The sequence below is a fragment of the Pedobacter sp. GW456-11-11-14-TSB4 genome (genome assembly GCF_059424425.1).
Window position 1 is genome coordinate 301,309 of record NZ_JBWKZK010000001.1, and the last position, 13,983, is coordinate 315,291.

Below are 13,983 nucleotides of genomic sequence, written 5' to 3' on the forward strand. Positions count from 1 at the left end.
TCTAATTCAACTTTTCTGTTAGCATCTTCATTTCTGAAATTGGAGAAGCACCTTTGTATAAAATATTATAAACAGCTTTACTAATAGGCATGTCTACATTGTATTTCTGATTAATGAAATTCATGCAATTTACCGCGAAATAACCTTCTGCAATCATGTTCATCTCCAACTGAGCAGATTTTACAGTATAACCCTTACCTATCATATTACCAAAAGTTCGGTTACGACTAAATTGAGAATAAGCGGTAACCATTAAATCGCCTAAATAAGCCGATTCATTAATGTCTCTATCAATTGGGTGTACAGCATCTACAAAGTTTTTAATCTCCCTAATGGCATTAGAAATTAGCACCGCCTGAAAATTATCGCCATAGCCCACACCGTGACAAATGCCGCTTGCAACCGCATAAATATTTTTTAAAACTGCAGCATATTCAGTACCGAAAATATCATCAGAAACATTTGTTTTGATATATCTTGTAGCTAAAAAGCTGGCAAAATTTGTAGCCAAACTTACATCCATACAAGCTATAGTTAAATAAGATAGCTTTTCTAAAGCAACTTCTTCTGCATGGCAAGGACCACTTATTACTAAAATATCGCTCAGCGGAATGTTAAATTTCTGATTAATATATTCACCAATAATTAAATTTTCTTCGGGCACAATTCCTTTAATGGCTGAGATAATTTTCTTCCCTTTAAAATCATCAGCATCAATGTCTTTTAAGGTATCTTTTAAAAAAGCAGCAGGTACATTTAATATGATAAAATTTGCTTGTCTAACTATTTCTTTAATATTTGAAGAGATATGCTTAGCAGGAACTTTTATTTCTACAGAACTTAAATAATTAGGGTTATGCTTAAAAGATTTGATATGATCAATTGCCTCCTCATTCCTCATCCACCAAAAAATTTCTTTTTCGGCTAAATTATCTGCTAACATTTTTATAATTGCAGTGGCCCAACTACCGCCACCAATCATTGCAATTTTTGGTATCATAAATTTTAGTTAATGATAGTTTTAAATAAAACTATCTATAAAATCAAAAGGTTTAAAATAAAGCCATTTTAGCTTTACTTTAAACCTTTCAAAATTGCATTAAAAAAATTTAATTATCGAGTTTTGGGAAATTACTTTTTCTTATCGGCACTAAATAGATTTTCTTTAGTGGTTTCTTCTACCTTCATACCGTCTTTTAACTTGTTCTGAATTGCAGAGTAAGGCCCGCTTACTATTTTCTGACCAGCTTTTAAACCAGATTTTACGATGATATATTGATCATCTTGAATACCTGTTGTTACCTCAACTTTTTTAACAGTAAATGCTTTATCATCAAATAAATAAACATATTGTTTTACTTTTTTGTCATTCAGTTTTGCTTTTTGTTTGTCTTGGTTTTGGTCATTACCAGCATTAGCCATAGGATCTGTAGATTTCTCTCCATCTCCTGTAAAAACAGCTTGAATAGGAACAGATAAAGAAGTTTGAGATTCGCTTTCTATATCTACAGTTGCAGATAACCCTGGTCTAAAAGGAGAGGGTAAATCTTTAGCACCACCCTTAACCGAGCTATACGAATCTGCCAAAATGCGAACTTTAACAGAAAAATTAGTTACCTGATCTACTGAATTTGTTGCTGTACCCACACTTGTAGATGAACTTGCGATTTCCGTAACTACACCTTTAAATTTCTTATCAGCAAAGGCATCTACCTCAATAGTAGCACTATCACCAACATTTACTCTATTGATATCATTTTCATTTACATCTACGTTAACTTCCATTGAGGTAAGATTAGAAATACGCATAATTTCTGTACCTGCCATTTGAGATGTACCTAAAATACGATCACCTAATTCGATAGATAATTTAGAAACTACACCATCAACAGGTGAATAAATTGTGGTACGAGCTAAGTTTGCACCAGCTTCTTTTACGTTTGCACCAGATTGCTCTAATCCAAATTTTGCACCTGTTACATTTTCTTTTGCACTAGCCAAATTTGCTTTTGCTGTTAAATATGCAGCTTTTGCGGCATCAAATTCTGATGCAGAAATCACCTTCTTATTGTAAAGCTCTACATTACGTTTATAAGTAGCTTCTGAGTTTGCAAAGTTAGCTTGGTTTTGTATTAATTGTTGTTGAGATGCAGCAACAGTTGCTTTTTGAGAGTTATAAGAAGCAACTGCTCTTTCGTAACCAGATTGCAAAATATCTGGACGAACCTTACAAAGCAATTGACCTTTTTTAACAACATCGCCCTCTTTAACTAAAAGTTCTGTAACCTCACCAGATACTTCTGAACTTAATTTTACTTCAGTTTCTGGCTGTATTTTTCCACTCGCAGTTACCGTTTCTACAACTTTTTTATCGCCGGCTTTTTCAATCGTAACTTTTTCAGTTTTTTCTCCACCTATAAGTCCGGCAAATTTTGCACCAACCAGAAGAACTATTAGTACGCCTACGCCAATTAAAATGTGTTTAAGTTTCATAATATATTATAGTGTTGTTTTGTATAAATGTTGTAATGTTAAAATGTTGTAAAGTTGAAATGTTTTGGAAACTCAAGCCTTCCGCCCTCAACCTTTCTACCTTAAAAAGTAATCTGTTTGCCTAAATAATAATCGATTACTTTCGCTCTAAAAATCAAATCATATTTAGCCTGGATCATATCAATTTCAGCTCTATTTCTATTGGTTTGCGAAGTGCTAAAATCTAGTGAATTAACCAAACCCTGCTCATAACGCTGCTCAACCGCGTAAAAAGCATCTTTTTGTGCATTAAAAACATTAGTGGTAGATTGATATCTTCCTTGTGCTGCTTTTAAATCTACAACGGCTTGTGAAATTACCCTATTTAAGTTGTTCTTTGTTAATTGCTCTTGAACTTGTGTATTTTGATATTGCAATTTTGCTCTTCTAACATTTGATCTAACAGCATATCCATTAAAAATTGGGATAGATAAATTGATACCAATAGATTGGTTAAAGTTCTCCTGAATTTGCTCAACGAATTTTTGATTAGCAAAAATAGTTGTGAAGTTTGGAACAACTACTGATTCATTTGTTGTTGCAGTTCTACCTATTTCTCTTGTACCATTTGGAGTAGTTGATACCAGTTCTTGTCTTCCACTCGAGTAATTAGAACCTAAACCACCATTCAATGATAATCTTGGAGAATATGCACCTTTTGCTATAGCTATTTCTTTTTCTGCGGCCGCTGTTCTTAATGCAGCTAATTTCACATCAGGAAAGGTATTTAATGCATTATTATAAACTTGAGCGATATCGTAATTATCGCCAATGTTCGAAGTTTCAGTAACTAAGGGGGCTTGCACTTCAAATGAATATTGTGGAGGCATCTCCATCAATTGGTTTAAGGTTAAGTATGAAATAGATAAATTGTTCTGTGCGTTTGTTACATCTAACTCAGATGTTGCTACTTGTGATTTTGCTTGAGATACATCTGCGATTGTTTTAGTTCCCGCATCTAATAAAGATTGCTCTCTGTTTAAAGTTTGTTTTGCTACTTCTAATTGTTGTTTAGATGCTTTTAACAAATCTCTATTAAAAAGTATTTGCATGTAAGCAGTTACTACCTGAAGAATTAAATCGTTTTTGATTTTTTCTACATTAGTTTTATCAGCATCTAATAATATTCTGTTTTGTTTAATTTGGTTCATTTTCTGAAACCCTTGAAACAAATCTACACCAGCACTTAAGCTACCACTTGCACCAGTAAATTGCTGACTAATAAACGTATTTGTTGATGGATCAATACTTCTACCAAAGTTCTTGTTAACATTTGCGTTTCCATTTAAAGTAGGCAACAAAGCATTTTTAGATTGATTTAAGTTCTCATCGCTTATGGCTGCACTAAATTGAGCTTGCTTAATTTGCAAGTTGTTTTTTAAAGTATTTTCTACAGCTTGTTGTATCGTAATTACTTCTTGAGCAGCAGCATTTTGCACCGAAAAAGCAACAATTGTTAAGGTAAATACTATAGAAAGCTTGGTTAAAAAGCTATTTAGGGTAACATGTTTCATTTGTATGTAGTTGTTTTTTCTAATAGTTAGGCTTAGCTTACGGTTCATAATAATTTGTTTCGCAATAATATAAATAAACAATTAATTGATTTTTTAAATTTTGTAAGTGCAACCTAAATATTACTTTTGGTAATGTACTTGGCTAAATCTCCCCTTTTTCTTAAATGGTATTATTCTAACTTAATTTGGAATAAGCCTCGCAACGAAAAAATTGTTTATTTAACCTTTGACGATGGACCCATACCCAATGTTACAGATTTTGTTTTAAATACTTTAAAAAGCTTCGAAATTAAGGCAACTTTTTTCTGCATTGGCGATAACATCATTAAATATCCAAATATTTTTGAACGTTTAAAGAGTGAAGGCCATGCCATAGGAAATCATACATTTAACCACCTAAAAGGATGGAAAACGGATGATGAAACTTATATAGCCAACATGTTAAAGTGCCAAGAACTTACACAAAGCACCCTATTTCGCCCACCTTACGGGAGGATAAAAAAAAGCCAGATCAGGAAACTGAACTCAGTTTTCAGTTCTCAATTTTCGGTTTACAATTCGCAAGCTGAAAACTCACAACTGCAAATTGTAATGTGGGATGTTTTGAGTGGCGATTTTGATGAAAACTTGAGTTTAGAAAAGTGTTATGAAAATGTGATAAAGAACACTGAAAATGGTTCTATCATCGTATTTCACGACAGCTTAAAAGCATTTGATCGTTTACAATACGCATTACCTAAAACCATCCGGTATTTAAGAGAAAAGGGCTACCAATTTGGCACACTTTAAAAAAGGTTTATTACTAACTTAATGCCAAGCATTTAAACTTATCTAAAACTCTAAATAACAACCCAATAAATAAAATAATTGGTTTTTAAATGTTCAATTATGAACAATTATGTGCGTTATTGAACATCTACTAAATAAGATAACTGGTGTAATTTATCTTTAGCTCATTGGCTTTACGTTTTGCAACCTTAAATAGTAGCACAAGTTTTTGTTACCTAAACGGGATTGACGCGTAAATACTTTTTGGCTTAAAACTTATGAAGTCTTTTAGCCAAATTACCAGAGACTTCGTAAGTTTTAAAAAAGCCAAAAAGATTGCAGCAAAAGCCCGGCTTGCGTTAATTTTTATTGCTGAAAGTGCTTTTCTTATAGTTAAATGAACATCGTAAGATTTTATCTCTATCACTTTACTTATTTAGAATTATCCTAAATAATATTATGAAATAGAGATGATAGCGATAAGCCTATTTTTTTTGTAAATTCGCTACCAATTAGACGAATAGATTACCTTTTAAACCAATATCATCAATGGCTTTTGATATAGAAATGATTAAAAAGGTTTACGAAAACTTTAGCACCCGTGTAGATGCGGCACGCAAAGTAGTTGGCAGACCTTTAACACTTTCAGAGAAAATATTATATACTCACCTTTGGGACGGAAATGCAAAAACTGCATTTAAACGCGGAACAGACTACGTAGATTTTGCACCAGATAGAGTTGCAATGCAGGATGCAACAGCTCAAATGGCACTTTTACAATTTATGCAGGCTGGTCGCCCACAAGTTGCAGTACCTTCTACTGTACATTGCGATCACTTAATCACAGCCAAACTTGGCGCAGAAATAGATTTACCACATGCAAATACCGAGAGTAAAGAAGTTTTTGACTTTTTAGCTTCTGTATCTAATAAATATGGTATCGGTTTTTGGAAACCAGGTGCAGGTATTATTCACCAAGTTGTTTTAGAAAATTATGCATTTCCTGGCGGGATGATGATTGGTACCGACAGCCACACTGTAAATGCAGGTGGTTTAGGTATGGTTGCAATTGGTGTTGGCGGTGCCGATGCTTGTGATGTGATGGCTGGTTTACCTTGGGAACTTAAATTCCCTAAGTTAATTGGTGTAAAATTAACTGGTAAATTAAACGGTTGGACATCGGCAAAAGATGTGATTTTAAAAGTTGCTGGTATTTTAACTGTAAAAGGTGGTACTGGTGCAATTGTTGAATATTTTGGAGATGGTGCGATTAACTTAAGCTGCACTGGTAAAGGTACCATCTGTAATATGGGTGCAGAAATTGGCGCTACAACATCAACCTTTGGTTATGATGAGAGCATGGAGCGTTATTTACGTGCTACAAACCGTGCTGATGTTGCTGACGCAGCAAACGCAATAAAAGGACATTTAACTGGTGATGCTGAAGTTTACGCAAATCCTGAGCAATATTTTGATCAATTAATTGAAATTAATTTAGATGAATTAGAACCATATTTGAATGGTCCTTTTACACCAGATTTGGCTACTCCGATTTCGCAAATGAAAGAGGTTGCTGCTGCAAATGGTTGGCCAATGAAAGTAGAATGGGGTTTAATCGGTTCTTGTACCAACTCATCTTACGAAGATTTATCTCGTGCGGCTTCTATTGCTAAACAGGCAATTGATAAAGGCTTAACTACAAAAGCAGAGTTTGGTATTAACCCAGGTTCTGAGCAAGTACGTTACACAGCAGATAGAGATGGTTTATTAGGCACTTTTGAAGATTTAAATGCTACTATTTTTACCAACGCTTGCGGACCATGTATTGGTATGTGGGATAGAACAGGTGCAGAAAAAGCGGAGAAAAATACAATCGTACACTCGTTTAACAGAAACTTTGCTAAGCGTGCCGATGGTAACCCGAATACTTATGCGTTCGTAACATCGCCAGAAATTGTAGCTGCGATTGCAATTGCAGGCGATTTAGGTTTTAATCCTTTAACAGATACTTTAACTAACGATAAAGGTGAACAAGTAAAATTAGATGCACCTGTTGGTGATGAATTACCAGTTAATGGTTATGCTGTAGAAGATGCAGGTTACCAAGCGCCAGCAGAAGATGGAACTGGTGTTGAGGTTTTGGTATCGCCAACATCTCACCGTTTGCAATTGTTAGATCCTTTTGCAGCTTGGGAAGGTACCGACTTAAAAGGCTTGAAATTATTAATTAAAGCTAAGGGTAAATGTACAACCGATCATATTTCTATGGCTGGTCCGTGGTTAAAGTTCCGTGGTCACTTAGATAATATTTCTAACAACATGTTAATTGGTGCAGTAAATTATTTTAACGACAAAACTGATAATGTTAAAAATGCTTTAACAGGCGAATATGGTCCGGTACCAGCAACACAACGTGATTATAAAGCTGAAGGCTTAGGATCTATTGTAGTTGGTGATGAAAACTATGGTGAAGGTTCTTCTCGTGAACACGCAGCTATGGAGCCTCGCCATTTAGGTGTACGTGCGGTATTGGTAAAATCTTTTGCTCGTATTCACGAAACTAACTTGAAGAAACAAGGTATGTTGGCTTTAACATTCGCTGATAAGAGTGATTACGATAAAATCCAAGAGGATGACACAATTGATATCCATGGCTTAAAAACTTTTGCACCTGATGTTCCTTTGCAATTGGATTTACACCACGCTGATGGAACTAAGGATGTAATTGAAGTAAACCACAGCTATAATGCTCAGCAAATTGAGTGGTTTAAAGCTGGTGGTGCATTAAATATCATTAGAAAAGAAGCGGCTTTAAAAGCAGCTGGATTGTAATAAATTCAGCAAGTTTTTAGACCGAAAGTCCGAAAGATTTGATTTTAGATATAAATCCCGTTTTGAGTAATATCAGAACGGGATTTTTTTTATTTTGAAAAATAATAGCATTAGTTCTTCGGCAATGAAAGCCCTGCTATCCGCTACAATCTTTTTGATTTCCTTCGACTTCGCTTCCGATATAAAATCGGAACACGTCAGTGTGACAAAAAGGGATTTTTGCTGCTATCAGATTTAAAAATGAAAGGAAATCTATATGGCATAAACCTATTCTTCCCCTAACAAAGGTTCTTCAGCTAAAAGCTTATCAATATCCGCCACTTCATTCTCAAAAACATGAAGTTGTATACCGCTAATTGATGTATCAAAAACTGGATAAACCAAAGCCGTATTTTCGCCAGTTAAAAAGCAATTGAAACCAGCATCTTTTAACCTCAACATTACCACATTGGCTTCCATCGGGTTTTCGAAAGTTTTATAAACTACTATTTTATCATCCATATTACAAAGTTGCATTAATTATCTATAGTTAAACCAATCTGTTTCAGTAAAATTGCAGCATTAAATTTATCGCAAGGACCATTCTTAATTTTATAATCAAATTCCATTTCTCCGTTATTAATCTGAATATCAAAATGATAATTACGAACAGCTGCTGGATGCAAACCCTGCAATTCAGACAATTGCAAATCATGTGTAGCAAATAAAGTTGGTGTTTTCACACTAATCAATTTTTCAATAAAAACCTTCGATCCTAAAAACTTATCCTTGCTATTTGTACCTCTTAGCATTTCATCAATTAACACCAGAGGATGTTGATTAAGTTGCACTTTCTCCAAAATCATTTTCAACCTATTTAATTCTGCCTTAAAAGTTGAAGTACTTTCGTTAAGTGAATCTTTAATTCGCATGTAGGTTAGCAGGTTAAAAATGGATAATTTTAGTGACTTCGCACAAACAGGTGCTCCTGCATAAGCCATCACCATATTAATACCTAAAGTGCGTAAAAAAGTACTTTTACCCGCCATATTTGAACCTGTTACAATATCAACCGTAGGTTTATCATCAAAAGTAAAATTATTTGACACCCTTTTTTTGCTAGGAATTAAGGGATGCCCTAGATTATCAGCTGCTATACAAAAATCATTTGATATAATTGGAAAAACCCAAGCTGGATTGTTATGGCTAAGCGTTGCTATAGATATCAATTCCTCAAAATAACTAATTCTTTCTAATCCATCAGCAACATTTGCCGATGAATTTTGATACCACTCATCTAACTTTGCGCAACATTTCAAATCCCATAAAAGCGTAAAATTTAGTAAGCCTCCCACTAACAAATTCAATCTCGCATCAAAAGCTTGAATAATTTTTGAGAGTTTTCTAATATCTGCACTTACTTTCTCTTTTGATGAGCATAAATTTTTAATGTAATCACTTTCCCAGTTCTGATCTTCCGTCCACTTAATGGCTTCGGCATAATTTGCCAATAAAGTTGCACTACCACCAAATCCGTAATAAACCTCATTAATGTGTTTCATCAAGAAAAAAGTTAAACCGGCGTGGATCAGTAAAACCAGAATTAAAATACTCCACAACTTCCCTCCTACTATTAAGCCCGATGTAATTAATACAGGCATGATAAAAGGTAGAATTTTAACGTAAAGTTTTAGGATAGGTTTCCTGATAAAGATCAATTGTTCTGAAAGCTTATTCTTAAGTTTTTGCTTAAGCTCATCAATCCCTTCAACATTACTGCTCTTTAAAATCGCTCTAAAGCCGTATGTATCATCAATTTTATTGGCTAACTCTTTTATGGCTTTTTGCCTTTGCTCTATTTCTATTTTTTCATTAGTTGAAGCAAGCTGATCAGCTAATAAACGAATTCCTTTTATGGTGCTACATCTATTAATTAATTCGTACAATGATGACTTCCCAAAAATATCTAAATCTGAAAGATAAGGATGGTTTTCATCTTCAAAGACGGTACCGTTATCATATCCATTTTGCTGCAAATTAATTACGTTTACTTCGTTTTGATATACCCACAGAAGGTTTTTAAAATAATCTTCAGCTTTGCTTAAACGACTTTGTTTTTTAACAACGATAACAAAAACAACAATTGGAACTAACATTAAAACACCAAAAACCCATATTAAACTTTCATTTTCTGAACTTACAAAAAGCACAAAAAATAAGATTTCTAGGAGCAATAAAGCTACTCGCAAAAAAGAAAATCTGTCTATTTTGGTTTTAAGTGCCGCAATTTTTTGAGAGGTTTCTGTTATTTTGAATGTATATTTTTCTATTACTTGAGCTTGCATTTTTAATTTTTAGGAAAACAAAGCTACCCATTAAATTTCTTTTAAAAACTTTTGCCACCAATAACCAGATTCCTTTATTGTTCTTTGCTGAGTTTTAAAATCGTTATAAACCAATCCGAACCTAGCTTCGTAACCTTCTGCCCATTCGAAATTATCCATCAATGTCCAAGCCATGTAACCTGTAATATTTATACCTTCATTTTTTGCGCTTAGCATAGCTGATAAATACATTTCGAAATAAGTAATACGCTCATCGTCATTAACTTTTCCATCAATTAATTTATCATTAAAAGCAGCGCCATTTTCTGTAATCATGATTTCATGAATATTTGGGTAAGCTGCAAATTGTTTAATAATATTGTAAAAACTATCTGCATTTATTTCCCATCCCATTTTAGTGTGTGGCTTTTTACGGCTTTTGGCTTTTACTTCCCAAGCTTGTATTACCGGTATAAAAGCATTGAACTTTACAGTAAGCGGAAAATAATTCTGTAAGCCAATGTAATCAAAGTCGAAAGTCATTCGCTCTGCATAACGCCAAGTAGAATGACTAATGGCGAATTTCTCCAACAAATCCCAATCTGCAGTAGGAAAACCCATGCCAAGTGTTGGTTCTATAAAAAATCTATTCATTAAACAGTCTACTCTTTTTGCAGCCAACAAATCAACATCACTTTGTGTAAAAGGAATAATTTCTGAGCATGAAAAAGTGGTTCCAATTTTAGCACCTTGTACTTCTGCTCTTAAAATTCTGCCGCCATCTGCTTGCGCAATTGCGGTGTGTAAGGCTGCATCGAAAAAATTAGACAATCCTGTTTCGCCAGGTGCATGAATGCCTAACATGTAACCTAAAGAGGTAAACCCAAATGGCTCATTAATTACAATCCAATTTTTTACCCTATCTCCATAAGTTTTGGCGCAAAGCGATACAAATTCATTAAAATCTGTATTGATACTGTAAGATTTCCATCCCCCATTTTTTGACAATTGTTCAGGCAAATCCCAATGGTAAAGCGTAATATAAGGGACTAGCCCTTGTTTCAAACATTCATCTATCACAAGATGATAAAAATTTATTCCGTCTTGATTAACTTCTCCTTTTCCATAAGGCAAAATTCTAGACCATGAAACGGAAAATCTAAATATTTTAAACCCAAGTGTTTTAACTAATGCAATATCTGATTGGTAATTATGGTAAAAGTCGCATGCAACTTCCGGGCTTTGACCCTTTTTAATTTTTCCGCTTCTTTTAGAAAATGTATCCCAAATAGACAATCCTTTGCCATAACTGTTTGCAGCACCTTCTATTTGAGTAGCAGCAACAGCTATACCCCATAAAAAATTATCTCCAAAATCTTTAGCATTAAGCATTTAAAAAATAAATTTAGTAAAGATTATAAATTACCATTAACTTAACATTAATTAATAGAATTAAGTAAGCATAAGCGAATTTTTATACTTTTATTACATGAAACGCTCATTAACTCTCTTGTTTTTATTAGTTGCGTTTTACGCAAATGCGAATAGACTTCCACCAATAAACGATGAGTTAATAAATGCCATAAACATTACAAATACAGATGGTACTTGTTCGGCAGACCAAGCATACAGTAATATTGAAGCCTCTCCTAGCAATAACGGCACTCCCGCAAATTGGAATGGAACTATTGGAAAAGATGTTTGGTTTAAATTTACAGCTACAAAATTTGATGTTGCTGTAACGGTAAATGGAAGAGTTAATACGACAAGTTTAAATACATTGATTAACCCACTGGTTTCTATCTATACTATAGACCCTACCACGGGATTGCTAGGTGAATTATTTAACACCATGGTGACATCTGATAACGTTACTAGCATTAACAAAGGAGGCTTAACGGTTGGTCAGGTTTACTATATTAGAGTAAGCGCTAGTAATAATAATGAAGGGACTTTTAAACTTTGTATTGATAATTATTTCCCACCATTGCAACCCGGACAGGACTGTGGCACGGTTTCTATTTTATGCGGAATGGATAAATTTACACAACTAAATGTTACTGGTGCAGGCACAAATAATAGAGAAACCGCAGGAACCTGTTTAGAAACTAAAAATAACTCTGCTTGGTACATGTGGACCGCAGCCAAGAGCGGAGCTTTTACATTCTTAATTACACCAACTGTAACTACCAATGATATAGATTGGGTTTTGTATGATTTAGGACCTGGTGGAACGTGTACTCAAATCACGCCTGCAAATGCAATTAGATGTGCAGTTGGACATGGAATAACTTGTTCCCCATCTTATTATGTTACCGGCTTAAGTATGACAGAGACAGACTTAGTAGAACAATCTGGTTGCCCCCCAGGAATACCACAAAATGGTTTAGTGAGATATGTTGATATGGTTGCTGGTCATACCTATGCATTGTTAGTAGACAATTTCACAGGGGGAAACAATGGTTTTAGTTTAGAATTTGGAGGAGACACCGAGTTTGTTGGACCAACTTCTAAAATAAAAGTTGATAGAAATAATGCTTGCGCACCCACGCAGAGTTATACTTTTACTAGTCTATCTACCAATGCAACTTCTCTAAAATGGACTTTCGGAGAAGGTGCCAACATCGCCACTGCAACGGGAGCTGGACCATATACCATCACTTATTCTACACCCGGAGACAAAACGGTTGTACTAGGAGCCACCGGAACCAAAGGGTGTAATTTAGTAAGTACGCAAAGCTTTTTTGTGGCCACAAAACCAAATAAACCAAGCATATCAGCTTCTTCAATTAAATTATGTTATGATGATATTTTAAAGTTAAGTACGCCTACTGTTAATTTGGCAAGCTATTTTTGGACTGGCCCGAATGGATTTATTTCTTCAGACCAAAACCCAGAAATTACAATTACAGGACCTGAAAATTCTGGTGATTATACTTTATATATCAAAGTAGGCGATTGTGTAAGCGAACCAACAACTTTAAATATCCCATTAATTGATACAAGACCTGAAGCCTCTTTCATTTTTAGCGTTTACAACCAATGTTTGGCTAACCAGAACTATGTATTTGTCAATAAATCTTTAAACTACAGCAGTTTTGTTTGGGATTTTGACGAAGGAGTAGAAACTACAGATCCAAATGGAGATAAACGAGTTACGTTTGCAACAACAGGATTAAAAACAATTACACTGACTGTAAATTCACCAAACGGATGTACATCAACATTTTCCGAAAAAATTAATGTACAATTAAAACCAGCTACGCCAGTTATAAAGGCTAATCAAACCAAGTTTTGTTTGGCTGATACGATTAAATTTGCTGTAGAAGAAGTTGAAGGCGTAACATATGAATGGATAGGGCCCAATAACTTTAAAGCCAATACACCAACAATTGAAATTCTGGTTAGTGATTTTACTCCCGCAGGCAAATATCAAGTTTTGCTTAAAATTGGAGCCTGTGTAAGTGATATAGCTGAAATTATTATTCCACCGATAGCAAAAATTCCTGTTGCAGCTTTTGGTACCGACCCGCTATTTAACTCTAAATTTACGCAACCATTACCCATTATTTTTAAAAATAATTCAAAAGATGCAGACACTTATCTATGGGATTTTGGTGATGGAAATACTTCAACTGAGATTAATCCAACACATATTTATACTACAACAGGAAGATATAAAGTAACACTAACTGCATTTGCTGACGAAGGTTGCTCAAATAGCATGGAGGTTGGAGATCTAATCATTTTGGATGCAGCTCTTTTTATACCAAATAGCTTTTCGCCTAACCAAGACGGCGTAAATGACGAATTTGTAGTAACCGTGCTAAATTTAAAAAAATACGAATTATTCATTTATAATCGTTTGGGAGAAAATGTTTATCAAACCTCGAATATTTTTAACAACTGGAATGGTAAACACAAAAGTCAAGATGTACCCGTTGGAACGTATTATTATGTTATTTTTGGGAAAAACATTTACAACCAAGATGTAAAATATACAGGTTCATTAACCTTAATTAGATAATTTAAAC

At 34.3% G+C, this 13,983-nt stretch carries 9 protein-coding genes; 3 read left to right on the forward strand and 6 right to left on the reverse strand.

Annotated features, from left to right (window positions below; all coding sequences use genetic code 11):
* Window position 1: 1 nt before the first annotated feature.
* From AC07XU_RS01380 to AC07XU_RS01390, 3 genes are all read right to left on the reverse strand, one after another.
* A complete protein-coding gene (locus AC07XU_RS01380) occupies window positions 2–1,000 on the reverse strand; it encodes an NAD(P)H-dependent glycerol-3-phosphate dehydrogenase (protein ID WP_494941834.1) in 999 nt (332 codons plus the stop codon).
* Window positions 1,001–1,131: 131 nt separating this feature from the next.
* Entirely contained in the window at window positions 1,132–2,493 is a 1,362-nt protein-coding gene (locus AC07XU_RS01385) for an efflux RND transporter periplasmic adaptor subunit (RefSeq protein WP_494941835.1), read from the reverse strand.
* Between the two features lie 101 nt (window positions 2,494–2,594).
* Window positions 2,595–4,094 carry a TolC family protein gene (locus AC07XU_RS01390; RefSeq protein ID WP_494941836.1) on the reverse strand — a complete coding sequence of 500 codons (1,500 nt, stop codon included), beginning with the start codon at window positions 4,092–4,094 and terminating at the stop codon, window positions 2,595–2,597.
* A gap of 84 nt (window positions 4,095–4,178) precedes the next feature.
* On the opposite strand from AC07XU_RS01390, the gene AC07XU_RS01395 reads away from it, so the two are divergent.
* Both AC07XU_RS01395 and AC07XU_RS01400 read left to right on the forward strand, forming a co-directional pair.
* Window positions 4,179–4,835 (forward strand): polysaccharide deacetylase family protein, encoded by a 657-nt coding sequence (locus AC07XU_RS01395; RefSeq protein ID WP_494941837.1) that lies wholly within the window; start codon window positions 4,179–4,181, stop codon window positions 4,833–4,835.
* Window positions 4,836–5,363: 528 nt separating this feature from the next.
* On the forward strand, window positions 5,364–7,646 hold the full coding sequence (locus AC07XU_RS01400; RefSeq protein WP_494941838.1) for an aconitate hydratase: 2,283 nt from the start codon (window positions 5,364–5,366) through the stop codon (window positions 7,644–7,646).
* A gap of 267 nt (window positions 7,647–7,913) precedes the next feature.
* Here AC07XU_RS01400 and AC07XU_RS01405 read toward each other — a convergent pair whose 3' ends face one another.
* From AC07XU_RS01405 to AC07XU_RS01415, 3 genes are read right to left on the reverse strand one after another with little or no spacing between them, the layout of a single operon-like run.
* Window positions 7,914–8,162, reverse strand: coding sequence for a putative signal transducing protein (locus tag AC07XU_RS01405; protein WP_494941839.1), 249 nt, complete (start codon window positions 8,160–8,162; stop codon window positions 7,914–7,916).
* A complete protein-coding gene (locus tag AC07XU_RS01410; RefSeq protein WP_494941840.1) occupies window positions 8,162–9,970 on the reverse strand; it encodes a MutS-related protein in 1,809 nt (602 codons plus the stop codon). The genes AC07XU_RS01405 and AC07XU_RS01410 overlap by 1 nt, the downstream gene beginning before the upstream one ends.
* 30 nt (window positions 9,971–10,000) lie before the next feature.
* Window positions 10,001–11,341 (reverse strand): GH1 family beta-glucosidase, encoded by a 1,341-nt coding sequence (locus AC07XU_RS01415; protein ID WP_494941841.1) that lies wholly within the window; start codon window positions 11,339–11,341, stop codon window positions 10,001–10,003.
* Window positions 11,342–11,438: 97 nt separating this feature from the next.
* Here AC07XU_RS01415 and AC07XU_RS01420 point away from each other — a divergent pair, with 97 nt between their 5' ends.
* Window positions 11,439–13,976, forward strand: a complete 2,538-nt coding sequence (locus tag AC07XU_RS01420) for a PKD domain-containing protein (protein ID WP_494941842.1) — start codon at window positions 11,439–11,441, stop codon at window positions 13,974–13,976.
* Window positions 13,977–13,983: the final 7 nt, after the last annotated feature.

Excerpts from the sequence above, each read along its gene's own strand:
- AC07XU_RS01380 (WP_494941834.1), bottom strand. The coding sequence starts at position 1,000 with ATGATACCAAAAATTGCAATGATTGGTGGCGGTAGTTGGGCCACTGCA.
- AC07XU_RS01385 (WP_494941835.1), bottom strand. The coding sequence starts at position 2,493 with ATGAAACTTAAACACATTTTAATTGGCGTAGGCGTACTAATAGTTCTT.
- AC07XU_RS01390 (WP_494941836.1), bottom strand. The coding sequence starts at position 4,094 with ATGAACCGTAAGCTAAGCCTAACTATTAGAAAAAACAACTACATACAA.
- AC07XU_RS01395 (WP_494941837.1), top strand. The coding sequence starts at position 4,179 with ATGTACTTGGCTAAATCTCCCCTTTTTCTTAAATGGTATTATTCTAAC.
- AC07XU_RS01400 (WP_494941838.1), top strand. The coding sequence starts at position 5,364 with ATGGCTTTTGATATAGAAATGATTAAAAAGGTTTACGAAAACTTTAGC.
- AC07XU_RS01405 (WP_494941839.1), bottom strand. The coding sequence starts at position 8,162 with ATGCAACTTTGTAATATGGATGATAAAATAGTAGTTTATAAAACTTTC.
- AC07XU_RS01410 (WP_494941840.1), bottom strand. The coding sequence starts at position 9,970 with ATGCAAGCTCAAGTAATAGAAAAATATACATTCAAAATAACAGAAACC.
- AC07XU_RS01415 (WP_494941841.1), bottom strand. The coding sequence starts at position 11,341 with ATGCTTAATGCTAAAGATTTTGGAGATAATTTTTTATGGGGTATAGCT.
- AC07XU_RS01420 (WP_494941842.1), top strand. The coding sequence starts at position 11,439 with ATGAAACGCTCATTAACTCTCTTGTTTTTATTAGTTGCGTTTTACGCA.